Source organism: Pseudomonas sp. Pseusp9, assembly GCF_059491265.1.
The window spans coordinates 3,778,882-3,805,696 of sequence record NZ_CP168500.1; the positions used below are offsets into that span (position 1 = coordinate 3,778,882).

Annotated in this window: 24 protein-coding genes and 1 pseudogene; 15 read left to right on the forward strand and 10 right to left on the reverse strand. The window is 61.8% G+C overall.

All coding sequences use genetic code 11. The features are described 5' to 3' along the window. Window position 1: 1 nt before the first annotated feature. The 4 genes from ACEN8E_RS16860 (at window position 2) to ACEN8E_RS16875 (ending at window position 4,994) form a co-directional block, all read left to right on the forward strand. A complete protein-coding gene (locus tag ACEN8E_RS16860; protein WP_495589073.1) occupies window positions 2-1,060 on the forward strand; it encodes an alpha-ketoacid dehydrogenase subunit beta in 1,059 nt (352 codons plus the stop codon). Further along, window positions 1,061-2,335, forward strand: coding sequence for a dihydrolipoamide acetyltransferase family protein (locus ACEN8E_RS16865; protein ID WP_495589074.1), 1,275 nt, complete (start codon window positions 1,061-1,063; stop codon window positions 2,333-2,335). 4 nt (window positions 2,336-2,339) lie between these two features. Next, entirely contained in the window at window positions 2,340-3,722 is a 1,383-nt protein-coding gene (gene lpdA, locus ACEN8E_RS16870) for a dihydrolipoyl dehydrogenase (RefSeq protein WP_495589075.1), read from the forward strand. A 252-nt stretch (window positions 3,723-3,974) separates the two neighbouring features. Beyond that, a complete protein-coding gene (locus ACEN8E_RS16875; RefSeq protein ID WP_429368282.1) occupies window positions 3,975-4,994 on the forward strand; it encodes a branched-chain amino acid aminotransferase in 1,020 nt (339 codons plus the stop codon). Window positions 4,995-5,139: 145 nt separating this feature from the next. Here the strand turns inward: ACEN8E_RS16875 and ACEN8E_RS16880 are convergent, their stop codons facing one another. Beyond that, window positions 5,140-5,904: an ArsR/SmtB family transcription factor gene (locus ACEN8E_RS16880; RefSeq protein ID WP_495589076.1), complete on the reverse strand. Its 765-nt coding sequence runs from the start codon at window positions 5,902-5,904 to the stop codon at window positions 5,140-5,142. Window positions 5,905-5,983: 79 nt separating this feature from the next. Between ACEN8E_RS16880 and ACEN8E_RS16885 the strand changes: the two genes are divergently transcribed. Then, entirely contained in the window at window positions 5,984-7,093 is a 1,110-nt protein-coding gene (locus ACEN8E_RS16885; protein ID WP_495589077.1) for a cytochrome P450, read from the forward strand. Window positions 7,094-7,118: 25 nt separating this feature from the next. On the opposite strand, the gene dmeF is transcribed toward ACEN8E_RS16885, so the two are convergent. The 3 genes from dmeF to ACEN8E_RS16900 all read right to left on the reverse strand — a co-directional run bounded on the left by dmeF (window position 7,119) and on the right by ACEN8E_RS16900 (window position 8,974). Next, window positions 7,119-8,051 (reverse strand): CDF family Co(II)/Ni(II) efflux transporter DmeF, encoded by a 933-nt coding sequence (gene dmeF, locus ACEN8E_RS16890; protein WP_495589078.1) that lies wholly within the window; start codon window positions 8,049-8,051, stop codon window positions 7,119-7,121. A 13-nt stretch (window positions 8,052-8,064) separates the two neighbouring features. Then, window positions 8,065-8,340 carry a metal/formaldehyde-sensitive transcriptional repressor gene (locus tag ACEN8E_RS16895; RefSeq protein ID WP_495589079.1) on the reverse strand — a complete coding sequence of 92 codons (276 nt, stop codon included), beginning with the start codon at window positions 8,338-8,340 and terminating at the stop codon, window positions 8,065-8,067. A 133-nt stretch (window positions 8,341-8,473) separates the two neighbouring features. Beyond that, complete coding sequence (locus ACEN8E_RS16900; RefSeq protein WP_495589080.1) at window positions 8,474-8,974, reverse strand: MEKHLA domain-containing protein; 501 nt, start codon at window positions 8,972-8,974, stop codon at window positions 8,474-8,476. Window positions 8,975-9,136: 162 nt separating this feature from the next. Between ACEN8E_RS16900 and ACEN8E_RS16905 the strand changes: the two genes are divergently transcribed. Continuing rightward, on the forward strand, window positions 9,137-10,168 hold the full coding sequence (locus tag ACEN8E_RS16905; RefSeq protein ID WP_495589081.1) for a D-cysteine desulfhydrase family protein: 1,032 nt from the start codon (window positions 9,137-9,139) through the stop codon (window positions 10,166-10,168). 3 nt (window positions 10,169-10,171) lie between these two features. On the opposite strand, the pseudogene ACEN8E_RS16910 reads toward ACEN8E_RS16905, so the two are convergent. The 3 genes and pseudogenes from ACEN8E_RS16910 to ACEN8E_RS16920 all read right to left on the reverse strand — a co-directional run. Next, a pseudogene (locus tag ACEN8E_RS16910) lies at window positions 10,172-10,288 on the reverse strand (FKBP-type peptidyl-prolyl cis-trans isomerase); the annotation flags it as partial. Between the two features lie 22 nt (window positions 10,289-10,310). Then, the gene (locus ACEN8E_RS16915; RefSeq protein WP_495589082.1) at window positions 10,311-10,598 is read right to left on the reverse strand and encodes a hypothetical protein; all 288 of its coding nucleotides are present in this window, start codon (window positions 10,596-10,598) and stop codon (window positions 10,311-10,313) included. 150 nt (window positions 10,599-10,748) lie between these two features. After that, window positions 10,749-11,087, reverse strand: a complete 339-nt coding sequence (locus ACEN8E_RS16920) for an FKBP-type peptidyl-prolyl cis-trans isomerase (protein WP_495589083.1) — start codon at window positions 11,085-11,087, stop codon at window positions 10,749-10,751. A 173-nt stretch (window positions 11,088-11,260) separates the two neighbouring features. Here ACEN8E_RS16920 and ACEN8E_RS16925 point away from each other — a divergent pair, with 173 nt between their 5' ends. The 4 genes from ACEN8E_RS16925 (at window position 11,261) to ACEN8E_RS16940 (ending at window position 15,352) form a co-directional block, all read left to right on the forward strand. Beyond that, a complete protein-coding gene (locus ACEN8E_RS16925; protein WP_495589084.1) occupies window positions 11,261-12,334 on the forward strand; it encodes a diguanylate cyclase domain-containing protein in 1,074 nt (357 codons plus the stop codon). Between the two features lie 120 nt (window positions 12,335-12,454). Next, the gene (locus ACEN8E_RS16930; protein WP_495589085.1) at window positions 12,455-13,060 is read left to right on the forward strand and encodes a DJ-1/PfpI family protein; all 606 of its coding nucleotides are present in this window, start codon (window positions 12,455-12,457) and stop codon (window positions 13,058-13,060) included. Between the two features lie 184 nt (window positions 13,061-13,244). Then, a complete protein-coding gene (locus tag ACEN8E_RS16935; protein ID WP_495589086.1) occupies window positions 13,245-14,549 on the forward strand; it encodes an MFS transporter in 1,305 nt (434 codons plus the stop codon). Window positions 14,550-14,575: 26 nt separating this feature from the next. Continuing rightward, window positions 14,576-15,352 (forward strand): substrate-binding domain-containing protein, encoded by a 777-nt coding sequence (locus tag ACEN8E_RS16940; protein WP_495593340.1) that lies wholly within the window; start codon window positions 14,576-14,578, stop codon window positions 15,350-15,352. On the opposite strand, the gene ACEN8E_RS16945 is transcribed toward ACEN8E_RS16940, so the two are convergent. Further along, a complete protein-coding gene (locus ACEN8E_RS16945) occupies window positions 15,342-16,256 on the reverse strand; it encodes a LysR family transcriptional regulator (RefSeq protein WP_429368262.1) in 915 nt (304 codons plus the stop codon). The genes ACEN8E_RS16940 and ACEN8E_RS16945 overlap by 11 nt on opposite strands. Window positions 16,257-16,412: 156 nt before the next feature. On the opposite strand from ACEN8E_RS16945, the gene ACEN8E_RS16950 reads away from it, so the two are divergent. Then, a complete protein-coding gene (locus tag ACEN8E_RS16950; protein WP_495589087.1) occupies window positions 16,413-18,221 on the forward strand; it encodes a monovalent cation:proton antiporter-2 (CPA2) family protein in 1,809 nt (602 codons plus the stop codon). Between the two features lie 160 nt (window positions 18,222-18,381). Beyond that, window positions 18,382-19,479, forward strand: coding sequence for a DNA alkylation repair protein (locus tag ACEN8E_RS16955; protein WP_495589088.1), 1,098 nt, complete (start codon window positions 18,382-18,384; stop codon window positions 19,477-19,479). Between the two features lie 125 nt (window positions 19,480-19,604). Here the strand turns inward: ACEN8E_RS16955 and ACEN8E_RS16960 are convergent, their stop codons facing one another. Further along, window positions 19,605-20,492 (reverse strand): LysR family transcriptional regulator, encoded by an 888-nt coding sequence (locus tag ACEN8E_RS16960; RefSeq protein ID WP_495589089.1) that lies wholly within the window; start codon window positions 20,490-20,492, stop codon window positions 19,605-19,607. Window positions 20,493-20,624: 132 nt separating this feature from the next. Here ACEN8E_RS16960 and ACEN8E_RS16965 point away from each other — a divergent pair, with 132 nt between their 5' ends. Further along, window positions 20,625-22,271, forward strand: a complete 1,647-nt coding sequence (locus ACEN8E_RS16965) for a GMC family oxidoreductase (protein WP_495589090.1) — start codon at window positions 20,625-20,627, stop codon at window positions 22,269-22,271. Between the two features lie 215 nt (window positions 22,272-22,486). Beyond that, the gene (locus ACEN8E_RS16970) at window positions 22,487-24,109 is read left to right on the forward strand and encodes an MFS transporter (protein WP_495589091.1); all 1,623 of its coding nucleotides are present in this window, start codon (window positions 22,487-22,489) and stop codon (window positions 24,107-24,109) included. Window positions 24,110-24,203: 94 nt separating this feature from the next. On the opposite strand, the gene ACEN8E_RS16975 is transcribed toward ACEN8E_RS16970, so the two are convergent. After that, complete coding sequence (locus ACEN8E_RS16975; RefSeq protein WP_495589092.1) at window positions 24,204-24,572, reverse strand: DUF427 domain-containing protein; 369 nt, start codon at window positions 24,570-24,572, stop codon at window positions 24,204-24,206. Between the two features lie 270 nt (window positions 24,573-24,842). On the opposite strand from ACEN8E_RS16975, the gene ACEN8E_RS16980 reads away from it, so the two are divergent. Next, window positions 24,843-26,792 carry a DNA topoisomerase III gene (locus tag ACEN8E_RS16980; protein WP_495589093.1) on the forward strand — a complete coding sequence of 650 codons (1,950 nt, stop codon included), beginning with the start codon at window positions 24,843-24,845 and terminating at the stop codon, window positions 26,790-26,792. Window positions 26,793-26,815 lie beyond the last annotated feature (23 nt).

Below are 26,815 nucleotides of genomic sequence, written 5' to 3' on the forward strand. Positions count from 1 at the left end.
CATGAACGATCACAACAACAAAATCGAGTTGGAAACCGCCATGACCACGACCACCATGACCATGATCCAGGCCCTGCGCTCGGCCATGGATGTGATGCTTGAGCGTGACGACAACGTCGTGGTCTTCGGCCAGGACGTGGGCTACTTCGGCGGCGTGTTCCGCTGCACCGAAGGCCTGCAGGCCAAGTACGGCACCTCGCGGGTGTTCGACGCGCCGATTTCTGAAAGCGGTATCGTCGGCACTGCCGTGGGCATGGGCGCCTACGGTCTGCGCCCGGTGGTGGAGATCCAGTTCGCCGACTACGTGTACCCGGCCTACGATCAGATCATTTCCGAAGCCGCGCGTCTGCGTTATCGCTCGGCCGGCGAGTTCACCGCGCCGATGACCCTGCGCATGCCCTGCGGCGGCGGCATCTACGGCGGCCAGACCCATAGCCAGAGCATCGAGGCACTGTTCACCCAGGTGTGCGGTCTGCGCACCGTCATGCCGTCCAATCCCTACGACGCCAAAGGCCTACTGATCGCCTCCATCGAAAACGATGACCCGGTGATCTTCCTCGAGCCGAAGCGCCTGTACAACGGCCCGTTCGACGGCCACCACGACCGCCCGGTGACCCCATGGTCGAAACACCCTGCCGCACAGGTTCCGGACGGCTACTACACCGTACCGCTGGACGTTGCCGCGATCGCCCGTCCGGGCAAGGACGTCACCGTGCTGACCTACGGCACCACTGTCTATGTGTCGCAAGTCGCCGCTGAAGAAAGCGGCGTGGATGCCGAAGTCATCGACCTGCGCAGCCTGTGGCCGCTGGACCTGGAAACCATCACCAAGTCGGTGAAGAAAACCGGGCGCTGCGTGATCGTTCACGAAGCCACCCGCACTTGCGGTTTCGGCGCCGAACTGACGGCGCTGGTGCAAGAGCACTGCTTCCACTACCTGGAAGCGCCGATCGAACGCGTCACCGGTTGGGACACCCCCTACCCGCACGCGCAAGAGTGGGCGTATTTCCCAGGGCCGTCCCGTGTGGGCGCGGCGTTGAAACGGGTCATGGAGGTCTGAATGGGCACGCACGTTATTAAAATGCCGGACATTGGCGAAGGCATTGCAGAAGTTGAATTGTCGGTGTGGCACGTCAAGGTCGGCGACATGGTCGTCGAAGACCAGGTGCTGGCCGATGTCATGACGGATAAAGCGATGGTGGATATTCCGTCGCCGGTGCATGGCAAGGTCATCGCCCTTGGTGGCCAGCCGGGCGAAGTCATGGCGGTTGGCAGTGTGTTGATCAGCATTGAAGTCGAAGGCGCGGGCAACGTTAAGGAGTCGGCGCAACCGGCCCCTGTGAAAGAAGCGCCAGTTGCAGCACCGAAAGTCGAAGCCGTGATGGAAAGCAAACCGGTCGCTGCCGCAGCGCCGAAAGCTGCCGTATGCCAGGGCCCGATGGTCGCTCGCGAAGCCGATGAACGTCCGCTGGCCTCGCCGGCCGTGCGCAAACATGCGCTGGACCTCGGCATCCAGTTGCGCCTGGTGCGTGGCAGCGGCCCCGCCGGACGGATTCTGCACGACGACCTCGAAGCCTATCTGGCCCAGGGTCAGTCGAACGCTTCAGCGCCGGCCGCCGCCGCTTATGCCCAGCGTACCGATGAACAGCAGATCCCGGTGATCGGCATGCGCCGCAAGATCGCCCAGCGCATGCAGGACGCCACCCAGCGCGCCGCCCACTTCAGCTACGTCGAAGAAATCGACGTCACCGCCGTGGAAGAGTTGCGCGCACACCTCAATGAAAAACATGGCGCGACCCGCGGCAAACTCACGCTGCTGCCGTTCCTGGTCCGCGCCATGGTCGTTGCCCTGCGCGATTTCCCGCAAATGAACGCCCGCTACGACGACGAAGCCCAGGTCATCACCCGCCTCGGCGCCGTACACGTTGGCGTTGCGACCCAGAGCGATGTCGGCCTGATGGTACCGGTGGTGCGTCACGCCGAAGCCCGCAGCCTGTGGGACAACGCGGCGGAAATCGCCCGCCTGGCCACCGCCGCGCGCAATGGCAAGGCCGGCCGCGACGAGTTGTCCGGTTCGACCATTACCCTGACCAGCCTCGGCGCCTTGGGCGGCATCGTCAGTACGCCGGTGCTGAACCTGCCGGAAGTGGCGATTGTCGGCGTCAACAAGATCGTCGAACGGCCAATGGTGATCAAAGGCCAGATCGTGATCCGCAAGATGATGAACCTCTCCAGCTCCTTCGATCACCGGGTGGTCGACGGCATGGACGCGGCGCTATTCATCCAGGCCATCCGTGGCTTGCTCGAACAACCCGCTACCCTGTTTGTGGAGTAAGGCCATGCAAACTTTGCACACCACGCTGCTGATCATCGGCGGCGGCCCCGGCGGTTATGTGACGGCGATCCGTGCCGGCCAGTTGGGCATTCCTACCATTGTGGTGGAAGGCCAATCCCTGGGCGGCACCTGCCTGAACATCGGCTGCATTCCGTCCAAGGCACTGATTCACGTCGCCGAGCAGTTCCATCAGACCCGCCACCACAGCCAGCATTCGGCCCTGGGCATCAGCGTTTCGGCGCCGACCCTGGACATCGGCAAGAGCGTGGAATGGAAGGACGGCATCGTCGATCGCCTGACCACCGGCGTCGCGGCGCTGCTGAAAAAGAACAAGGTCCAGGTCATTCAAGGCTGGGCCAAGGTCATCGACGGCAAAACCGTGGAAGTCGGCGACACGCGTATCCAGTGCGAACACCTGGTGCTGGCCACCGGCTCCAAGAGCGTCAACCTGCCGATGCTGCCGATCGGTGGGCCGATCATCTCGTCCACCGAAGCCCTGGCGCCGACCTCCGTGCCCAAGCGCCTGATTGTGGTCGGCGGCGGTTACATCGGTCTGGAGCTGGGCATTGCCTATCGCAAGCTCGGCGCCGACGTCAGTGTCGTGGAAGCCCAGGAACGCATCCTGCCGGCCTACGACGCCGAACTGACCCAGCCTGTGCACGACGAACTGAAAAAACTCGGCGTGAAGCTTTACTTGAAACACAGCGTGCAAGGCTTTGATTCACAACAAAATACCTTGCAAGTTCTGGATCCGGACGGCGATACCCTGAACCTGGAAACCGATCAGGTGCTGGTGGCCGTCGGTCGCAAGCCGAACACCCAGGGCTGGAACCTCGAAGCGCTGAACCTGGACATGAACGGTTCGTCGATCAAGATCGACAACCGCTGCCAGACCAGCATGCGCAACGTCTATGCCATCGGCGACCTGAGCGGCGAACCGATGCTCGCGCACCGGGCCATGGCCCAGGGCGAGATGGTCGCCGAACTGATCAGCGGCAAAGCCCGCGAGTTCAACCCGACCGCCATCGCCGCCGTGTGCTTCACCGACCCGGAACTGGTGGTGGTCGGCAAGACCCCGGACGAGGCCAAGGCCGCCGGCCTGGACTGCATCGTGTCGAGTTTCCCGTTCGCCGCCAATGGCCGGGCCATGACGCTGGAGTCGAAAAGCGGCTTCGTGCGCGTGGTCGCCCGTCGCGACAATCATGTGATTATCGGCTGGCAGGCGGTAGGCGTTGGCGTGTCGGAGTTGTCGACGGCGTTTGCCCAGAGCCTGGAGATGGGGGCGCGGCTGGAAGACATCGGCGGCACCATCCATGCGCACCCGACGCTGGGTGAGGCGGTGCAGGAAGCGGCGTTGCGGGCACTTGGCCACGCATTGCACCTTTGATTCAGAGCGATTGATGGCGGCAATGCTGGCCTCTTCGCGAGCAGGCTCGCTCCCACTTTGGATTTATGGCGTTCACATAACCCGGTGGGAGCGAGCCTGCTCGCGAATTCTCAAGGTCAACGCGAATTATCTGTCCGTCATCCGATAGTCCGGGCTGCGAAATGGGCCCGGAATGAAGTATTGTTGTGCCCATCCGGAAAAACGTCAGAAGCCTTGAACCGTTTCGGCGGTTGTTAAGTGATAGAGGGTGTCATGGGTAACGAAAGCATCAACTGGGACAAGCTGGGTTTTGACTACATCAAGACCGACAAACGCTATCTGTCGTACTTTCGCAATGGCGAATGGGACAAAGGCACCCTGACCGAAGACAACGTGCTGCACATCAGCGAAGGCTCCACTGCCCTTCACTATGGCCAGCAGTGCTTCGAAGGCCTGAAGGCCTACCGTTGCAAGGACGGCTCGATCAACCTGTTCCGCCCGGACCAGAACGCCGCGCGCATGCAGCGCAGCTGCACCCGCCTGCTGATGCCGCACGTGTCCACCGAGCAGTTCATCGAGGCGTGCAAGGAAGTGGTGCGTGCCAACGAACGTTTCATTCCGCCGTACGGCACCGGCGGCGCGCTGTACCTGCGTCCGTTCGTGATCGGCGTGGGTGACAACATCGGCGTGCGTACCGCGCCGGAGTTCATCTTTTCGGTGTTTGCGATCCCGGTCGGCGCCTACTTCAAGGGCGGCCTGACCCCGCACAACTTCCAGATTTCCAGCTACGACCGCGCCGCGCCACAGGGCACCGGTGCCGCCAAGGTCGGTGGCAACTACGCCGCCAGCCTGATGCCGGGCTCCCAGGCCAAGAAGGCGCACTTTGCCGATGCCATCTACCTGGACCCGATGACTCACAAAAAGATCGAGGAAGTCGGTTCGGCCAACTTCTTCGGGATCACCCACGACAACAAGTTCGTGACCCCGAACTCGCCGTCGGTACTGCCGGGGATCACCCGCCTGTCGCTGATCGAACTGGCCAAGACCCGTCTGGGCCTGGAAGTGATCGAAGGCGACGTGTTCATCGATAAGCTCTCGGACTTCAAGGAAGCCGGTGCTTGCGGTACTGCGGCGGTGATCACACCGATCGGCGGCATCAGCTACAACGACCACCTGCACGTGTTCCACAGCGAAACCGAAGTCGGCCCGATCACCCAGAAGCTCTACAAAGAGCTCACCGGCGTGCAAACCGGCGACATCGAAGCGCCAGCAGGCTGGATCGTCAAGGTCTGACCTGACGCCAGACGCACAAAAGCCCCCCATCGGGTGACCGATGGGGGGCTTTTTAATTGCAATGTACTACCTGTGGGAGCGAGCCCGCTCGCGAAGACGGCAGCACATAAAAAACACAATTGGCTGAAGGACCGCTACCGACCTGTCAGCGAATGCCCTCGGACTCAACCCGAGCCGCCACAGTCCGCGCCCTGTTACCACGGTTTTCAACCGCCAACGGCAACTCAACCCCGAACCGCCCCGCCATCTCCTTGCGCCCCAACGCCGTCAGCGCCAGCGCGCGACTGTCCAGGTCCTGCGTCACCCACTTGCGCTTGAGTGCCGTTTGCAGCAACGCCGCGCCCAGCGATCCACCCAGATGCGGCCGGCGCATGCTCCAGTCCAGGCATGGGCAGGCAAAGCGGCGGCGCAAAGTACTCAAGTCCTGCACCTCGACCCCAAGCCCCTGAAACATTGCCGTACCGCTGTCACTCAAGCGATAGGCCTGTTCGTCGGTTTCCTCAAGCCAGCCTGCCTCGAGCATCCGGTCATGCAGCAGCACGGCCAGGGTGCCTGCCATGTGGTCGTAGCAGGTGCGGGCAAATTGCAGGCGATCCGGGGTATTCGGCTGGAAGGCCGGCGCGGTGTTGCGCCCGATCACCATCAGCGCTTCCAGGGCCTGGGCCACGCGCTTGTCCGCCAGGCTGTAATAGCGGTGACGTCCCTGAACGTGCAGGCGCACCAGCGCCAGTTCCTTGAGTTTGGCCAGATGGGCACTGGCGGTCGACGCGCTGACTTCGGCCACCGCCGCCAGTTCGGTACTGGTGCGGGCGTGGCCGTCCATCAGTGAACAGAGGATTTTCGTCCGCGCCGGCTCAGCGATGCCTGCCGCCACCTGCGAGACGCCAATGTCGTGTTGTTCTGCGCTCATATTTCGCTCCCGGACGAATCAACGCCCTTTCGGACTGGAGATAGTAGCAACACTTTCCAACAACAGAAGGCTGCGACCCATGGACCCGATCATCGCTGCGACCCATGCCGATCCTTATCCCTACTATGCACAACTGCGGGCCGAGGGTGGGCTGGCCTTTCATCCGCGGCTGAACATGTGGGTGGCCAGCAGCGCCCGGGCGGTGACCGCCGTGCTGGCGCATCCCGACTGCCACGTTCGCCCCGCGCAGGAGCCAGTCCCCAGGGCGATTGCCGATGGCATGGCCGGCCAGGTGTTCCGCCAATTGATGCGCATGAATGAGGGCGAGCGCCAGCGCTGTCCACGGTCGGCGATTGCGCCGGGGCTGGAGTTGGTCGATGCGCGGGAAGTCGAGGTTCTGGTCAACGCCCGGTTGATCACCGCCGACGCCGCCGGGTTGTACAACGCCATGTTCCGTGGGCCGGTGTGCGTGGTGGCGGCGTTATTGGGATTCACCCCGGCTCAGGGCCGCGTCATCAGCGAACTGACGGCGGATTTCGTGGCTTGCCTGTCGCCCTTGAGTAGCGCGGCACAGCTGACCGCCGCCCACGCTGCCGCCGAACAACTGGGTGGCTACTGTGTCGAGCTGTTGGCCGACCCGGACAACCGCAGCCACCTGCTTGCAGGCATCCGCCAACGTTTCGCGTCTGACCCATTGCAAACGCTGATCGCCAACCTGATCGGCCTGTTCTCCCAGACCTTCGAGGCCACTGCCGGGTTGATCGGCAACGCCGTGCTGGCATTGATCCAGCATCCGTCGTTGCGCAGTGAATCAACCCCGGTTGAAGACCTGCTGGCCGAAGTGCAGCGCTTCGACCCGCCGGTACAGAACACCCGCCGCTTCGTCGCCGCCGCCTGCGAGATTGACGGAGTGAGGCTCAATGCCGCAGACGTGATCCTGGTGCTGCTGGCCTCGGCCAATCGCGACCCGCAGCTCAACGACAACCCCGACGCCTTCCTGCTCGACCGCCCGAACCGGCGCAGCTTCACCTTTGGTGCGGGGCGCCATCAATGTCCGGGGCAACGGCTGGCATTGAGCATTGCCGGCGCTACGCTCAAGCAGCTTCTGGCGATGAGGCCGGCACTGGACCAGCTGAAACGGGAATACCGCCCCTCCGCGAATGGACGAATTCCGCTGTTCAGCGTTTGACCGAAGGTTCGGCCCTCAACGCCCCTCAAGCAGTGCGATATTCGACAGTCAGGTGAGACAACTCATGGACCGGCGCCAGGCGTTCGCGAATGGCGTCGGCACTGACATCGGCCGTCGCCACAACGCTGACAATCGCCGCCCGTGCCTGCGGGCCGACCTGCCACACATGCAGATCGCTGATACGCACATCGTCCGACGACTCGAGCAGTTGACGAATCTCATCGGCAACCTGTGCGTCGGTGACATCGAGCAATACCGCAGCGCTGTCACGCATCAGGCCAACGGCCCATTTTGCGATGACGATGGCACCCACGATGCCCATCACCGGGTCCAGCCACACCCACCCCAGATATCGCCCGGCCAGCAATGCGGCAATCGCCAGTACCGAAGTCAAGGCGTCGGCCAATACATGGACATAGGCCGAGCGCAGGTTGTTGTCGTGATGGTGATGATGACCGTGGTCATGACTGTGCCCGTGATCATGGCCATGATGACCGTGGTCGCCCGCCAGCAAAAAGGCGCTGACAATATTTACCGCCAACCCCACCACCGCAATCACTGTCGCTTCGGTGAAGGCCACTGTGGTGGGCTGAAACAGGCGAAAGACCGACTCACCGGCGATGCCGATCGCCACCAGCCCCAGCACCATGGCCGAGGCAAAACCCGCCAGATCCCCGACCTTGCCGGTGCCGAAGCTGTAACGCGCATTGTTGGCATTGCGCCGTGCGAACCCATAGGCCGCCGCCGCGATGCCCAAGGCCCCGGCGTGGGTGGCCATGTGAAAGCCATCAGCCAGCAACGCCATGGAACCGGTAATGTAACCGGCAGCAATTTCGCCAATCATCATCACAAACGTCAGCGCCACCACCCATAAGGTGCGGCGGGCGTTTTCATCATGGGAGGCGCCGAGAAACACGTGGTCGTGGGAAAAACGTGAAGCCTGTGGTGTCAGTGTCATGGGATTCAGGCCTCTATTTGGCATAACGACGGATGGCCAACAGCAAGTCTTCCACGCCCTGGGCGCGCTCTTCCTCACTCAGGTCTGGATGGGCGACGTGCTCACGGGCGTGGGCGTCGATGAACTGCTCCAGCAGACCATTGACCGCACCCCGGATGGCGGCCACCAGATGCAGGGTCTTGGCGCAATCGGCATCGGACTCGAGCGCCCGCTCCACGGCTTCCACCTGGCCGGCAATGCGCCTCACCCGTTTGATCAGGTCATCCTTGTGTTCGTGAATGTGCGACATACCTATACCCCCTACCCCTATATTATGCGTAGGATCGCCGATAGAGCGGAGCCTGGCAAGGCACAAGCAGATAATCGGTCGGCCTGGCGTGACTTCGACTTCCGCCAGCCCGTTGGCCGCTAAACGTTCAGGTTCAACACTCCAACTGCCCAATCCGTCCAGCATCCGGCCAGAACAACGCCGCCTGCCCCACGCGCACACCCTGCCGGTCGATGAGCGTCCACACCTTGCCCTCATGAATCATGAAGGCATTACCCTCCCGATCCACCCGATAGCCACTGTAACCATGGGCAATGCCATGGGCCGTGACCTGCTCCAGCAGGGTCTGGCGCACCGCGCGGTCCAGTGGCGAGGCGCTGAACCGTGAAGGCATGCCCAGAAATTCCGGGCGCGGGTACTTGAAGCAGACCAGCGCCTGTTCATTGGCGTAGAAGAACAGCGGGTCGCCTTCAGTGCCGTGGGCCAGCAAACTGTAGGGCGCGTCGGCGTGCAGCCAGTGCAGTCGCTTCAGCCCGGTCAGCGCTTGCGGGGCCGGCAGGGGTTCGCCGGTCCAGTGCCGAAAAGACTCGTCCAGCAATTCGATGGCCTGGATGTACTCATTGATTGGCAACTCGCCCTCTCCTCTTGCGGTCATGGTTTCAATCCCGGCCCAGCCTATCCAAAGCGACCTGAAAAGTCCTGCTGCCCGACCGATTGGTTACACCGTGTTAAAACAGTCATGACCGGTAGTGCGTTTATCCCGCAGGACTTTCTCCATAGAGTCACCCGGATCATGGTGAACAACGAGGCTCGACTAATGCAAACCCGACTGGACAAGGCACTGAGTGTTTTTGCGCGGGCAGACCTGCTGCAAGGTCCCACACCCATTCAGCGCGCCGCGCGACTCGAACAGCTGCTGGGCCTGGACAGACAGGGTATCGGCCTGTTTCTCAAACGCGACGACCATATGCTGATCGGCGCGGGCGGCAACAAGCTGCGCAAGCTTGAATTCCATATCGGCGCGGCGCTGCAAGCCGGGGTCGATACGATCATTACCGTGGGCGGCATCCAGTCCAATCATGCCCGCCTGACCGCCGCGGTATGCGCCCGACTGGGCATCGCCTGCGAGTTGTTCCTGACCCGGGCCGTGGCCAAGACCGAGGTGGATTACGAGCTCAACGGCAACGTGCTGCTCGACCAGTTGTTCGGCGCGCAAATACAGGTGTTTGCCCGCGGTACCGACTCACTGGCCAAGGCCCAGGCCAGGGCGGCGCAGCTTCGGGACGCCGGGCACAAGGTCATGGTGCTGCCAACCGGTGGCTCGACGCCCCTGGGCAGCCTCGGGTATGCCCGCTGTGCAGGGGAAATCGCCCGGCAAGAGGCAGAGCTGGGCCTGACCTTCAATCAAGTGGTGGTCCCCAACGGCAGCGCCGGGACCCATGCCGGGCTGGCGGCGGGTTTCCAATTGCTTGGCCGGGGCGCGTCTCTGGTCAAGTCGTTCTCGGTGCTGTCCGACCAGGAGTCTTCAACGGCGAGAACCCTGCAACTGACCCGCGAGACATTGGCGCTACTGGACAGCAACGCCGAAGTTCGGGCTGACGAGCTGGTGATTGACGGCAGCCAGCTGGGTACCGGCTATGGCCTGCCAACCGTCGCCATGCAGGACGCGGTAAGCTTGATGGCGCGTGCCGAAGGCCTGCTGGTCGACCCGGTGTATTCCGGCAAGGCCTTTGCCGGATTGCTGGCCGACCTGCGGCAAGGGCGCTTCGCCCCCGGGGACAATGTGCTGTTCATCATGACCGGCGGAACACCCGGCCTGTATGCGTACCGGGAAACCTTTCAAGCCTGACGGTCAATCATCCCGCGTCAGCACTTCCAGCAATTCGATTTCGAAGATCAGGTTCGAGTTCGGCGGGATCTTGCCCATGGTGCGCTCGCCATAGGCAAGATGCGCCGGCACCAGCAACTTACCCACAGTTACTGCTAAGGGATCAGTCGCGGGGCTTAGTACCAATTTTGCCGGTATACGGATTTACATTACCCCGGGTGGTGTAGTTGTTGTTCTTGGTCGCATCCGGATTTGTAGCGTGCGAGGGCCGGACATAGGTTCCGTTGCTACGGGTGTATCCGCTAATAGCATGATCCGAGCGGCTACTTGTGAGGTTGTAGGAAGAGCTATGCCCAGTGCCATAGCTGCCACTGTGACTGCTACCACGGGCGAACGTATTTCCCGACACTGCTGCAGATACAAATGCCGCCAAAATCAAAATCTTTTTCATCTCGCTTCCCTGAAGATACGTGGGATATCCACCATTGATAGCCTTATGATATCACCAATAAATCCTTCCAGATTTACCTGGCCCTTTCAGTTACGAGATGTAGCGGTAAAGTGACTAATTCGTAAATGGATATGGTTGTTCGGTCTCGAGTCAATCATCCCGCGTCAGCACTTCCAGCAATTCGATTTCGAAGATCAGGTTCGAATTCGGCGGGATCTTGCCCATGGTGCGCTCGCCATAGGCCAGATGCGCCGGCACCAGCAACTTGCGCTTGCCGCCGACCTGCATACCCAGGATGCCCTGGTCCCAGCCCTTGATCACACGTCCGGTGCCGATCACGCACTGGAAGGGCTTGCCACGACTCCAGGAAGAATCGAATTCGCTGCCGTCCTCCAGCCAGCCACGGTACTGGGTGGTGATCAGTGCGCCTTTTACGGCGGCTTTTCCGTCACCCGGCTGAAGATCGATTACCTGAAGCTCGTCATTCATAGAATTCACTCGTATGCTCATTGGCCCTCAAGGGCCCGATGGGCGCCGTTTTCCCAGATTTACCCTCGATTGGCAACCATTGCCGTCTCCGCGGGCGGCGTTCAAAGCGGCTTGCTGAACTAAAATGATCAACAATTACCCCTACGGTTCACCGCCCTGATGGCCACCCCCGAATGATCCAGCTCTGGACCAGCGTCATCCTTGGTTCAATGACGCTCAGCCTGATCGTTGTGCTGGTCTGGCGCGAGCGCTTGCTGCAAAAGCGACTGGCAGAATATCGCACGATCATCAACAGCCTGTCCGAGGGCCGGAACATCCACCAGGAAGGCGATGCCGAGCGCTACAAGCGCAGCCAGTATTTCGCTCGTATCGGCACCTGGGACTGGGACGTCGACACCGACCGGCTGTACTGGTCGGAAGCCATCTTCGGCATGTTCGGCTTCAAGGTCGGCGAAGTGACGCCCTCCTATGCCCTGTTCTGCTCCTGCGTGCACCCGGACGACCGGCTCAGGGTGCGGGCCGGCGAATTGCGCTGCCTGGAAACCGGCGAAAACCATGATGAGGAATATCGCGTGGTCTGGCCCGACGGAACGATCCGCTGGCTGCGGGAAACCGGCAATGTGGTCAAGAACGACCACGACGAAACGATCAAGATGATGGGCGTGGTACGCGACATCACCGAAGAAAAGGCCTCGGCCAATTACCTCAAGCACCTGGCCCACTACGACCCTTTGACCGGCCTGCCCAATCGCCTCGTGCTCGAAGAGCGCCTGTCCGAAGCACTGGAACAGGCGCGCACCAGCGCCACGCGGGTGGCGCTGGTGTTTGTCGATCTCAATGGCTTCAAGGCCATCAACGACCGCTATGGCCATGCGGCCGGCGACCGGGTGCTGGTCACAACCGCCACGCGGCTCAAGCGCATTCTGCGCGGCACCGACACCGTCGCCCGGATCGGTGGCGACGAATTCGTGGTCATCCTCCAGGACTTGCCCCAAGGTAAAAGCCTGCAAGATGAAGCGCGCACCATCTGCCAGAAAATCTTCGTCGAACTCTCCCCGCCCGTCGCCATCGGCAACGACCAGCGTCATATCGGCACCAGCCTTGGTGTCGCTGTGTTCCCCGACCATGCGCCGAGCATCGACCGCTTGCTGCACATTGCCGACCTGGCGATGTATGAGGCCAAACGCAGCGGGAACAATCAGTATCGGTTGGGCACCGAGAGCGTGGTGCGGGCACACAGCCAGTAGCGCGATTTCGGCGGGTGCCGGCTCGCGTTACATGACTGTTATCATAATAATGTCTCTAACTGTACCGGCAACCTTGAGGGGCACCCGGGTAGGCTGCTCAAAACACCATCGGAGCTCGCCATGCATATCGCCATCCTGACCTTTGACGGCTTCAACGAACTGGACTCGCTGATCGCCTACGGCATGCTCAGCCGGGTTGCCCTGCTCGGGGACAAGGATTGGCGCGTGAGCATTGCGTCACCGACTGCAAGGGTCACGTCGATGAACGGTTTGACCATCGACGCGCACATCGGTCTCGCCGAGGCCTGTCAGGCGGATGCGGTGCTGGTGGGCAGTGGCCGCAAGACCCGGGAAGTGGCCGCAACCCCAGGGATCATGGAGCAACTGCAATTCGATCCCGCACGCCAACTGCTGGCGGCCCAGTGTTCCGGCACCTTCCTGCTGGCCAAACTCGGCCTGCTCGGGGATGCCCCGGCCTGCACCGATGCCATCAGCAAGCCCTGGGTAGTGGAAGCCGGGGTCAATGTCGTCAACCAGGCCTTCTACGCCAACGGCAACATTGCCACCGCGGGTGGCTGCCTGGCGTCGCCGTACCTCGCGGCCTGGATCCTGGCCCGCTTGAAAGACCGCGAAACAGCCCGGGAAGTGCTGAACAATTTTGCCCCTGTGGGTGAGAAGGATGAGTATGTGGCCCGGGGCATGGCGCATATCGAGGCGTTTATCTGATCGCTTGGCCACCCAGCCTGACGCAGGCACGGTCCTGCCCCAAATGCATTGATCCACTTTGCACATCAATGCATACCAACAATGCAATTAACATATCGATGCCCCTACTCCACTATCCACCCCAATAAGAACCGTGCGCCGCGTCCAATCGGTGCACGTCATAAAAGCGGTGGAGTACACGTCAATGACAGCATCAATCCAACGGCCCGCGACTACCGGTCGCTCCCGGGCCAGCGCGATCTTCCGGGTCACCTCGGGCAACTTCCTCGAACAATTCGACTTCTTCCTTTTTGGTTTCTATGCCACGCAGATCGCTGCCGTGTTCTTCCCGGCCAGCAGCGAATTCGCCTCGCTGATGATGACCTTCGCCGTGTTCGGTGCAGGCTTTTTGATGCGTCCGTTGGGCGCCGTGGTGCTGGGTGCCTATATCGATGATGTGGGCCGACGCAAAGGGCTGATCGTGACCTTGTCGATCATGGCCAGCGGCACCATCCTGATTGTGCTGGTGCCCGGATACGAAACCATCGGTTTGTTCGCCCCGGCCCTGGTGCTGATCGGGCGGCTGCTGCAAGGCTTTTCCGCCGGTGCGGAATTGGGTGGCGTGTCGGTGTATCTCGCCGAAATCGCCACACCCGGCCACAAGGGCTTTTTCACCAGTTGGCAGTCGGGTAGCCAGCAAGTGGCAATCATTGTCGCCGCCGCGCTGGGCTATGCCTTGAACCAGTGGATGGCACCGGCTGTGATTGCCGATTGGGGCTGGCGGATTCCGTTTTTCGTCGGCTGCATGATCGTGCCCTTCATCTTCCTGCTGCGCCGCAACCTGGAAGAAACCGAAGAGTTCGCCACCCGTAAACACCGTCCGGGCATGGGTGAAGTGTTCCGCACCCTGGGGCAAAACTGGCTGATCGTGTTCGCAGGCATGATGATGGTCGCCCTGACCACCACCGCGTTCTACCTGATCACGGTATACGCACCGACCTTCGGTAAAACCGTGCTGCAGCTGAGCACGTCCGATGCGTTGCTGGTGACGTTGCTGGTCGGCGTCTCGAATTTCATCTGGCTGCCGATTGGCGGTGCTCTCTCGGACCGTATCGGTCGACGCCCGGTGTTGATCGCCATGGCCTTGCTGGCCATCGCCACCACCTACCCGACGCTGACCTTTCTGGTCAACGCGCCCAGCTTCATCCACATGCTGCTGGTCTTGCTGTGGCTGTCGTTCATCTACGGCCTGTACAACGGCGCGATGATCCCGGCGCTGACGGAAATCATGCCCGTGGAAGTGCGCGTCGCCGGGTTCTCGCTGGCGTACAGCCTGGCTACGGCCGTGTTCGGCGGGTTCACTCCGGCGATTTCGACCTTGCTGATCCAGTACACCGGCGACAAGGCTGCGCCGGGTTACTGGATGAGCTTTGCAGCATTGTGCGCGCTGTGCGCGACGCTTGTGCTCTATCGCCGAGCCTCGACTCCTCTGCAAGCGGTGGCGTCATGAACCTGTCCTTCATCGAGAACATGACCATGAAAAAACCGTTCAATCTGGCCACCCTCGCGTTGGTGGCCAGCCTGGGCTTGAGCGGCATTGCCCAGGCTGAAGAGATCCGCGTGATGACCTCCGGCGGCTTCACTGCGGCCTACAAGATTCTCGGGCCGAAGTTCGCCGCCGCCACCGGCAACACCCTCGACACCGCGCTCGGTCCATCCATGGGCAAGGCGCCAGAGGCGATTCCCAATCGCCTGGCCCGCGGAGAGCAAGCCGACGTGGTGATCATGGTCGGCTACGCACTGGACGATCTGATCAAACAAGGCAAAGTCGATCCCGCTTCAAGAGTCGAACTGGCAGATTCGCGCATTGGCCTGGTCGTGCGCGAAGGGGCACCGAAACCGGATATCAGCAATGTCGAGGGTCTGAAAAAGACGCTGCTCGAGGCTGAATCAGTGGCCTACTCCGACAGCGCCAGTGGCGTTTACATCGAACAGCAGCTGTTCAAACGCCTGGGTATCGAAGACCAACTCAAGCCCAAGTCGACCATGGTCCCGAAAATCCCCGTGGGTTCGGTGGTTGCCACTGGCGATCATCAACTGGGCTTCCAGCAAGTCAGCGAGTTACTGCCAGTGCCGGGGGTCAGTTTCGTGGCGAAAATTCCGGAGTCAGTGCAGTCGGTTACCCGGTTTGCCGCCGGTATCCCGGTAGGAGCACAGCACCCGGCCGAAGCCAGAGCCTTGCTCGAATATATGGCTTCGGCCCAGGCTCAACCGGACGTAAAATCGACCGGACTGGACTCGGTCAGCCACTGACCGACGGCTGCAGGACTTTCATCTCCACCACCAGCCGTTCCAGTTCAAGTGCCGCCGGGGTCAGTGTTCGACCCCGGCGCTTGATCAGACCGACGCTGCGCATCACTTGCGGATCCGTCAACGGCACCCGCGTCAGGATCGGGTGATCCGCTGCCGGCATCGCCATCAGCGGCACCGCCGCTACGCCCAGCCCGGCCTCCACCAGACCGATCATGGTGGTCACGTGGCGGGTTTCGCAGATACTCGGCCGCTGCGGCACCACGCCAGTCAACGCCTGATCCAGCAGAAAGCGGTTGCCCGAGGTTTTATCCAGCGAGATGTAATCCTGCTGATAAAACTCGTTCCAGGTGACACTGCGTCGCCCCGCCAGCGGATGATCGCGCCGGCACGCCACGACATACCCCTCTTGCACCAAGGGCTCGAAATCCACTTCGGCTTCCAGCGTGCCCATGAAACTCAGGCCGAAATCCGCTTCGCCATTGACTACCGCGCTCAACACTTCGTGGGCGCTGGAGTCCAGCACCTTGACCTTGATCTTCGGAAACTGCCGGTGATAGTGCGCGATCACCCGCGGCATGAAGTAGTAAGCCGCCGAGGGTACACAGGCGACCGTGACGTGACCGAGCCGGGTCGAAGCGACTTCACTGATGCCCAGCAATGCTACGTCCAGATCGTCCAGAAGGCGCTCGACGCTGGGCATGAAACCCCGTCCGGCCTGGGTCAGGCTGACCTTGCGCGTGGTGCGTTCAAACAGCTTCACACCCAGGGCGTCTTCGAGCTTTTCAATCCGCCGGCTCAAGGCTGGCTGGGATATCCGTACGGAATCGGCCGCCTTGCGGAAGCTGCCCTGCTCGACCACGGCACGGAAGGCTTGCAGGTCATTGAGGTCGAAGTTGATTGCCATGGAGTTGCTCGGAAACGAAGCTGATTGATCAGCAAATTCTATAAATGTAACTAATTAATGCAAATTGTAACATCTGAACCCGGGCGCTTTGCTGACGTCGAAGGGCTCAGCCTTTATTCTTGTCCTCCCCGTTGTACCGAGTTCTGGAGTTTTCTCATGCCCCAAGAAGGCAACCTGCTACAAGCCGCTGTCGTGTTTCTGTTGGCGGCCGTGCTCATCGTTCCGTTGGCCAAACGCCTGCAACTGGGGGCGGTCCTGGGTTATCTGTTTGCCGGTGTGATCATCGGCCCGTCGGTGCTGGGCCTGATCGACAACCCGCAAAGCGTCGCGCACATTTCCGAACTCGGCGTGGTGTTGTTGCTGTTCATCATCGGTCTGGAGCTGTCGCCGCGACGTTTGTGGGTCATGCGCAAATCCGTGTTCGGCGTGGGTCTGGCGCAAGTGTTGCTGACCGGCTCGGTGATTGGCGTGGTGGCGCTGTGGATCTTCGGCCAGCCATTGAACACGGCGATTGTCCTGGGCCTGGGCCTGGCGCTGTCGTCCACGGCATTCGGCCTGCAAAGCCTGGCTGAACGCAAGGAGCTGACCAGCCCCCACGGGCGGCTGGCGTTCGCGATTCTATTGTTCCAGGACATCGCTGCAATCCCGTTGATCGCCATGGTGCCGTTACTGGCCGGCGGCGATCACGCCACCACGGCCGGCGAAGACCTGAACCATGGCCTGCAAGTGCTGGTCAGCATCGCCGTGGTGGTGATAGGTGGGCGTTATCTGCTGCGGCCGGTGTTTCGCATAGTCACCAAAACCGCACTGCCGGAGGTCTCCACCGCCACGGCGCTGCTGGTGGTGATCGGCACCGCTTGGCTGATGGAGCTGGCTGGCATTTCAATGGCCCTGGGCGCATTCCTCGCCGGCCTGCTGCTGGCGGACTCCGAGTATCGCCATGAACTGGAAGCCCAGATCGAGCCGTTCAAGGGCCTGTTGCTGGGGCTATTTTTCATCAGCGTCGGCATGGGCGCGAACCTGAGCCTGTTGCTGAGCATGCCGGTCGCGGTGCTGGGCCTGACCCTGCTGCTGATCGCAATCAAACTGCCGCTGCTGTTTGTTGTCGGTCGATTGGCCGGCGGCTTGAAGAAGGTCAGTGCGATCCGCCTGGGCATCGTGCTGGCGGCCGGTGGTGAATTTGCCTTCGTAGTGTTCAAGATCGGTCGCGATCACGGGCTGTTCGCCGCAGAACTCTATGACTTGCTGGTGTTGACCATCACCCTGTCCATGGCCGTGACGCCGTTGTTGCTGCTGGTTTGCGCGCGGTTGGTCAGCCCGAAAGTGCAACCGGTGGAAGTGCCGGAGAAATTCCGCGAAATCGACGCCGACGCACCACGGGTGGTGATCGCCGGCATGGGCCGCATGGGCCAGATCGTTGCGCGGATCCTGCGCGCACAGAACATCAAGTTCGTGGCCCTCGACACCTCGGTGGAAACCATCGAGCTGTCCCGCAGCTTTGGTGGCGTGCCGGTGTTCTACGGCGACCCGATGCGCCCGGAAATCCTCAGCGCGGCCAAGGTCGGGGAAGCCGAGTTTTTCGTGATCGCCACCGACGACCCGGACACCAACATCAAGACCGCCGAGCTGGTGCACAAGCTCTACCCGCATATGAAAATCATCGCCCGTGCCCGTAACCGTCAGCATGTGCACCGGCTGATGGACGTCGGCGCCCACGCCGTGCGCGAAACCTTCTATTCGAGCCTGGAAATGAGCCGCAAAACCCTGATCGGGCTGGGATTGACCCAGGCCCAGGCCGATGCACGGATCAAACGCTTCAAGCAGCACGACGAAGAGGTGCTCGAGGCCCAGCATGCGGTGTATGACGACGCCGTGAAAGTGATGCAGACGGCAAAGGAAGCGCGAGTCGAACTGGCGAAGTTGTTTGAGTCCGATCAACTGGAAGAGGAGTCGGCCAGGACTTGAGGTGAATTAAAGGGTGTCTTCGCGAGCAGGCTCGCTCCCACACTTGATCTCGGTTGCCCACAAACTGTGTGCCTGGCAGAGACCTCTTGTGGGAGCGAGCCTGCTCGCGAAGAACGATGACACGGTGTGATGGAATAACCACAATTTCAAAGGAACCAGCATGGCCGACCAACCTGCCCCTGCTCTGAAGGAAATCTTCAACACCGAGCGCCTCAGGCACATCGCCTGCGAGATGACCGCGGTCTATCCGGCATTCGAGGCCAAACGCTTCCTGAAGCTGGCCCAAACCGGCCTGGCAGACCTCAGCGTCATGCAGCGCATGGCCCGGGTCAGTGAATGCCTGCACGCCGTGCTGCCCCTGGACTATGAAGCGTCACTCAAGGTGCTGCGCGCCCTCGCCCCGCGCCTCAACAGCGGCTTCGTCAGCATGTGCCTGCCGCACTATGTCGCCACTTATGGGGCCCATGCGTTCGAAGTGTCGATGGACGCCCTGAAGTACTTCACTGCCTTCGGCTCCTCGGAGTTCGCGATCCGCCATTTTCTGCGCAGCGACCTCGAGCGTTCGCTCAAGCTGATGCACGCCTGGTCGCTGGATGACAACGAGCATGTGCGGCGCCTGGCCAGTGAAGGATCCCGGCCACGCCTGCCCTGGTCATTCCGGCTGGAGCCGATTCAGGCCGATCCGCAGCTCGCTGCGAGAATCCTCGACAACCTCAAGGCCGACACGAGCCTGTACGTGCGCAAATCCGTGGCCAATCACCTCAACGACATCACCAAGGATCATCCCGAATGGGTGCTGGACCTGATCGAAGGCTGGTCGCTGGACAACAGGCACACCGCATGGATCGCCAAACACGCTCTGCGCAGCCTGATCAAACAGGGCAACCAGCGCGCACTGGCGATTATCGGCGCGGGCGGCAAGCCTGAAGTCGAGATCGTCGATGTGAAAGTCGAACCGCCGGTGATTGGCCTGGGAGAAAAGATCACCCTGTCGTTTGCCGTCAAATCCACCGTTGAAAGCAGTCAGCGCCTGGTGATCGACTACGCCATCGATTACGTCAAGGCCAATGGCAGCACCTCGGCGAAGGTATTCAAGCTCAAGGCCCTGACGCTGCCCGGCAACGCCAGCGAAGCCGTCAGCCGAGGCCAGCACATCAAGGAGCTCACCACCCGCCGGCATTACGCGGGGCGCCATGCGGTGCACATCATGGTCAACGGTGAACGGCTGGCCAGTACGGCGTTCGAGATTCTTGCTTGAATTGGCGCTGGATGTGCCGACGCCTTCGCGAGCAGGCTCGCTCCCACATGGATCTGCTGCGCTACACAGTTAGTGTGAACAGCACAAAATCCTGTGGGAGCGAGCCTGCTCGCGAAGGCGTCAGTTCAGCCCCCCTGTAGCAACCCCTGCTCCCGCTCACACAACTCCACCACATAGTCCCAAAGCACCCGCAACCGCACCGATTTGTGCAGTTCGCGGCGGGTGCTGATCCAGTAGCTGCGCTGGATGCTTTCGTCCGGCAACAGCGGCACCAGGCCCGGGTCGGCGCTGGCCATGTAGCACGGCAGCACCGCGATCCCCAGGCCCGAGCGCGCCGCCTGTTGCTGGGCGATCACGCTGGTACTGTGAAACACCACCTGCGGATTGCGGCAGAAACTGTTGAGGAACACCAGTTCCTGGCTGAACAGCAAGTCATCGACGTAGCCGATCCAGGCGTGACGCCCCAGGTCTTCGCGACTGCGCAACGGCGGCGCACGGTCGAGGTAGTCCTGACTGGCGTAAAGCGCCAGGCGATAGTCGGTGAGTTTGCGGGTGACCAGCATGTCGGCCGCCGGGCGCTCAAGGTGGATGCTGATTTCCGCCTCGCGGTTGAGGATGCTGACAAACCGCGGCACCGCCACCAGCTCCACTTCCAGCCCCGGATAACGCTCGAACAAACCGTTCATGCGACTGGCGAGGAACATGATGCCCAGGCCTTCGGTCACCCCGACGCGGATCTTGCCCAGCGGCGCGGTGGACTGGGTAATTTCCTCCTGGGCCAGCAGCGCCACGTTCTCCATCGCCTCGGCGTGTTTAAGCAACGCTTCGCCAGCCGGGGTCATCTCATATCCCTGGGCATGCTGAACGAACAACGCCGTACCGAGGCTCTTTTCGATGGCCTCGATGTGCCGCGCCACGGTGGCATGGGTGGTATTCAGGCGGCGAGCGGCCGTGAGCAAACGCCCGCTGCGCTGCAATTCGAGAAAAAACCGCAGGTCATTCCAGTCGAACATGAAGCGTCCTTGTTCGTTGCCGTTCGGGGCGCTGTTTAAAAACGCACAGCGGCTGCGCAAAAACTAACATTCTTTTGACGAAAGCTAACAACTAGGATGACAGACAACAAGAACAACAAAACGAGGTCAGGGATGCAGACTTCCCTTGATGAGTTCGATTACGTCGTGGTCGGGGCCGGGCCGGCCGGGTGTCTGCTGGCCAATCGACTGTCGGCCAATCCACAACATCGTGTATTACTGCTCGAGGCCGGCGGCCGCGACAACTATGCGTGGATTCACATCCCCGTGGGCTACCTGTACTGCATCGGTAACCCGCGCACCGACTGGTGCTTCAAGACCGAAGCACAACCCGGCCTGCAAGGCCGCGCCCTGAGCTATCCGCGCGGCAAAGTGCTGGGGGGCTGCTCCTCCATCAACGGCATGATCTACATGCGCGGCCAGGCCGGCGACTACGACCGCTGGGCCGCCGACGGCAACCCCGGCTGGAGCTGGCAAGACGTGTTGCCGCTGTTCAAGCAGAGCGAAAACCACTTTGCCGGCGCTGCCGAATTTCACGGCGCCGCGGGCGAATGGCGAGTCGAACGCCAGCGCCTGTCGTGGCCGATTCTCGACGCTTTCCGCAGTGCCGCCGAACAAAGCGGCATCGCCAGCATCGATGACTTCAACCAGGGCGACAACGAAGGGTGCGGCTACTTCCAGGTCAATCAGAAGGCCGGCGTCCGCTGGAACGCAGCCAAGGCTTTTCTCAAGCCGGTGCGCCAGCGTCCCAATCTCACCGTACTGACCGGGGTCGAAGTCGACCGGGTGCTGCTGGACAATGGACGCGCCTCGGCGGTCAGCGCCCGCTGGCAGGGTCAGGCGAAAACCTTCAAGGCCCGCAAGGAGATCGTCCTCTGTGCCGGCTCGGTCGGTTCGCCAGGCATCCTGCAGCGTTCCGGCATCGGCCCGCGTCCACTGCTGGAGCGGCTGGGCATTGGCGTCGCCCATGAGCTACCCGGTGTCGGTGGCAATTTGCAGGATCACCTGCAACTGCGGCTGATCTACAAGCTGGAAAATGCCCGTACCCTGAACCAGATTGCCGGCAGCCTGTGGGGCAAGCTGGGCATGGGCCTGCGTTACCTGTATGACCGCAGCGGCCCGCTGTCCATGGCGCCGAGCCAGTTGGGTGCCTTTGCCCGCTCGGGACCGGAACAGACTTCGGCCAACCTCGAATATCACGTACAACCGCTGTCGCTGGAGCGCTTTGGCGAACCGCTGCATGCGTTCCCGGCCTTCACCGCCTCGGTCTGTGATTTGCGCCCGCAAAGCCGTGGCCGGGTGGACATCCGCTCGGCCAACCCGCAGGAAGCACCGCTGATCCAGCCCAACTACCTCAGCCACCCGCAAGACCTGCGGGTGGCCGCCGACGCCATTCGCCTGACCCGGCGCATCGTCAGCGCGCCGGCCCTGCGCCCCTTCAACCCGGTGGAGTACCTGCCCGGCGACAGCCTGCAAAGCGAAGAACAACTGCACGAAGCCGCCGCGCGGATCGGCACCACGATTTTCCACCCGGTGGGCACCTGCCGCATGGGCAACGACGCCGACGCCGTGGTCGATGCGCAACTCAAGGTCCATGGCGTCCCCGGCCTGCGCATTGCCGATGCCTCGATCATGCCGCGCATCACCTCGGGCAACACCTGCTCGCCGACGCTGATGATTGCCGAGAAGGCTGCACAGATGATTCTCAACCCCGCCACAAGGAACATCACACCGACAATGGAACTGATCGCACACCCCTGAATCCTTACGCGCCCCCTGTAGGAGCGAGCCCGCTCGCGATGAACCTGAGAGCGCACGTGGGTGTCAGATTTACAGCGTTATCGTTGACGACCATCGCGAGCAGGCTCGCTCCTACAAGTAGCGGATACACCTGATACATCGCAGTAGCGGCACCCGCCCACAAGGCCTGTGCCGACAGTGGAACAACAAAAACAATCACTGTGAGGGATACCGGTATGTCAGAACACGTTCAATCGCTGGAAGCCGTGCGCAGCGCGGGCACCAGTCAGGAAACCCAGAAAGTCATCTTCGCCTCGTCCCTCGGGACGGTCTTCGAGTGGTACGACTTTTTCCTCTATGGCGCCCTCGCGGCGGTGATCAGCAAGCAGTTTTTTGCCGGGGTCAACGACACCACGGCGTTCATCTTCGCGCTGATGGCCTTCGCCGCCGGCTTCATCGTGCGGCCGTTCGGCGCGCTGGTGTTCGGTCGGTTGGGAGACATGATCGGGCGCAAGTACACCTTCCTCGCCACCATCATCCTCATGGGCCTGGCGACGTTCTGTGTGGGGCTGCTGCCGACCTACGCCAGCATCGGTATCGCCGCGCCGGTCATCCTGGTGGTGCTGCGCATGCTCCAGGGCCTGGCCCTGGGCGGTGAATACGGCGGCGCTGCGACCTATGTCGCCGAGCACGCGCCCATCGGCAAGCGTGGCTTTCACACCAGCTGGATTCAATCCACCGCGACCCTGGGCCTGCTGCTCTCGCTGCTGGTGGTGCTGGGCTGCCGCTATTTCACCGGCGATCAGTTCGAAGTCTGGGGCTGGCGTATTCCGTTCCTGTTTTCCATCGTGTTGCTGGGCATCTCGACCTGGATTCGCCTGAGCCTGCACGAATCGCCGGCCTTCGTGAAAATGAAAGAGGAAGGCAAGCTGTGCAAACAGCCGATTCGCGACTCCTTCGGTAAATGGGAAAACCTCAAAGTGGTGTTGATCGCGCTGTTCAGCATCAATGCCGGGCAAGCGGTGACCTTCTACGCTGCGCAATTCTATGTGCTGTTCTTTCTCACCCAGTTCCTGAAAATGGACCCGGCCGTCGCCAACGGTTTGCTGATTGTCAGCGTGACCATCGGCGCGCCCTTCTTCATTTTTTTTGGCTGGCTGTCGGACAAGGTCGGGCGCAAACCGGTACTGATGATCGGCCTGCTGCTGGCCACCGCGCTGTACTTCCCGATCTTCAAGACCCTGGCCCACTACGCGAACCCGGCCATCGACCAGGCCAGCCGCCAGGCGCCGATCACCGTGATGGCCGACCCGGCCACCTGCACTTTCCAGTTCGACCCGGTGGGCAAGGCGAAATTCGACAGCCCGTGCGACAAGGTCAAGACCTTCCTGGTCAAGCAGGGCTTGCCCTACAACAGTGCTGCCGCACCGGCCGGCAGTGGCGTGCAGGTGAGCGTCGGTGAGGTGAAGATCGATGGTTTCGACGAATCTGCCTTGCGCGGTGCCGTGACCCTCGCCGGTTACCCGCAACAGGCGGACATGCAGCAGATCAACAAGCCGATGATCGTCGCGCTGATCGTTGCGCTGATCATCATCTCCGCGATGTGCTACGGCCCGCTGGCGGCGTTGATGGTCGAACTGTTCCCGACCCGCATCCGCTACACCTCGATGTCCCTGCCCTACCACATCGGCAACGGCTGGTTCGGCGGGTTCCTGCCGACCGTGTCGTTCGCGCTGGTGGTGTACACCGGGGACATCTTCTACGGGCTGTGGTATCCGGTGCTGATCACCGGGGTGAGCCTGGTGGTGGGGATGATTTGCCTGCGTGAGACACGCAACGTGGATCTCGACAAAAACTGAGGCTGGCCAGTAACAACCTGAGGGGGGAGCGAGCTTGCTCGCTCCCACAGGAGGCCAGTAGATCGTGGCTTCTTTGTCGCAGTGAAAACGACAATCACTCGTCGAGTTCGATGACCTCGAATTTCACTTGATCCGGATAGAAAGCCATGTACTCCTGAATCTGCCTGACGGAGACCTTGGGATTCTCGTAGCTCCACACCGCGTTGGCGCCCTCATGACCCGGGACCTGCAAATTGAAATAACTGGCATCGCCCTTGTACGGGCAATAACTGGTGTGATCAGTGCGGGCGAAATACTTCTCGTCGATGTCCTCTCGCGGCACGTAGTACACCGGCGGGTAATTGGCCTCCAGCAACACCAGCGCGCGCGAGGATGCGGCCACCTGGATTCCGTGGAACTTCACCAACAGGCAGCCGGGTTGCTCGGCGATGGTGATGACAGGACTAGGACCGGTGCTTTTCATGGAATACGTTCCTCATGACGGTGATGGACCTGCAAATCGGTGTGGGAGCGTGGCTTGCCCGCGACGGGCTGCGCAGCAGCCCCAAAACCTGAAACCACGGTTTTATCAGGTATAACCCAAGTTTCACCCTCGCAACGGCTTCGCAGCCGAACGGGAGCAAGGCAGTCGTCACGACACACAAAACTGTACATCCATACAGATAAAGATTGCCCGATCGTCCATCAACCGCCATTCTGTGCACCTCTGGCACATAGATCGACGATGGTGGTTATGCGGCTGTACCTCTGTGAAAAACCTTCCCAGGCCAAAGACATTGCAGCGGTCCTCGGCGCCAAACGCCGGGGCGATGGCTGCTGGCTGGGAACAGACGTCACGGTGACCTGGTGCATCGGCCACCTGCTCGAAACCGCGCCACCGGATGCCTACGACGCACGCTACAAGCGCTGGGTGCTGGCCGACCTGCCAATCATTCCGCAAAAGTGGAAAATGACCGTCAAGCCGCGCACCGCCAGTCAGTACAAGGCGGTCAAGCGCCTGCTCGGTGAAGCGACCGAACTGATCATTGCCACGGACGCCGACCGCGAGGGCGAGATGATCGCCCGGGAACTGGTGGAACATTGCCGCTATCGCGGGCCGATCCGCCGCCTGTGGCTGTCGGCGCTGGACGATGCATCAATCCGCAAGGCCCTCGCGGCGCTGAAACCGGGGAACGAGACCTTCAGCCTCTATCACTCGGCCCTGGGACGCTCCCGGGCCGACTGGCTGATCGGCATGAACATGAGTCGACTATTCACCTTGCTGGGGCGCCAGTCCGGCTATCAAGGCGTGTTGCCGGTCGGCCGGGTGCAAACGCCGACCTTGCGCCTGGTGGTGGATCGCGATCGCAGCATCGCCGACTTTGTGCCCGTGCCCTATTGGGCCATCGATGTACAACTGCTGCACAACGGCACCGCGTTCACGGCGCAATGGCGCGCGGCATCCGATGTTTGCGACGATCAGGACCGCTGCCTGAACCAGGCGCTGGCACAACAGGCGGCCGCCGCCATGAGTGGCGCGGCCAGTGCGCGGGTGATCAGGCTGCGCACCGAGCGGATGCGCGAAGTGGCCCCGCTGCCGTTCGACCTGGGCACCCTGCAGGAAGTCTGCTCGAAGAAGCTCGGCCTCGGCGCCCAGGAAACCCTGGATATCGCCCAGGCGCTGTACGAAACCTACAAGGTCATTACCTATCCACGCAGTGATTGCGGCTACCTGCCCCTCAGTCAGCACAGCGAGGCGCCGGCCATCCTGGCGGCGTTGCGCCAGGCCGACCCGGCGTTGAACGCCTTGCACGATCACCTTGATCCGCAACGGCGCTCACGGGCCTGGAACGATGCCAAGGTCAGCGCTCACCACGGCATCATCCCCACGGCTGCGGCGAAGAACCTCGACAAGCTGGCGGGCAAGCAGCGCGCGGTCTACACGCTGATCCGTGCCCGCTACCTGGCGCAGTTCCTGCCCAATCACGAATACGACCGCACCCAGGCCGACTTCGATTGCGCCGGCCAAGCCCTGCGCGCCGTGGGCAAGCAGATCATCGAACCGGGCTGGAAACGCGCCCTGCCCGAAGCGCTGGCGCCGGCCAAGGGCCGCGAAGCTCCCGCGCCGCAGACACTGCCCAACCTGGCAGAAGGCATCGTTTGCGCTGTGGCCGGCGTGCAACTCAAGGACCTCTGGACGCAACCGCCCAAGCCGTTCACCGAAGGCGACCTGATCAGGGCCATGAAGAATGTCGCCAAGCTGGTGGAAGACCCGCTGCTCAAGCAAAAGCTCAAGGACACCACCGGCATCGGCACCGAAGCGACCCGCGCGTCGATCATCCAGGGCCTGCTCGACCGTGGTTACCTGGTCAAGAACGGCAAGGCCCTGGCCGCCACACCGGCCGCGTTCAGCCTGATCGACGCCGTGCCCCGGGCCATCGCCGATCCGGGCACCACGGCAATCTGGGAACAGGCCCTGGACATGGTGCAAAGCGGGGAAATGAGCCTGGAAGAATTCGTCACCAAACAGGCCGCATGGATGAGCAAACAGGTCAGTCGCTGCTCAGGGCTCAGCCTGACCATCAGCGGTCCACCACCTACCGGGCGCGCCGCAGCCCCATGGAAGAAAAAACGCAAGAGTGCCCCGCGCAAACCGGGCGGCACCCAGCGCAGGGCAAAACCGGCCGGCAAAACTCAAACCTGACATCGCCACGGATCACTCGACAC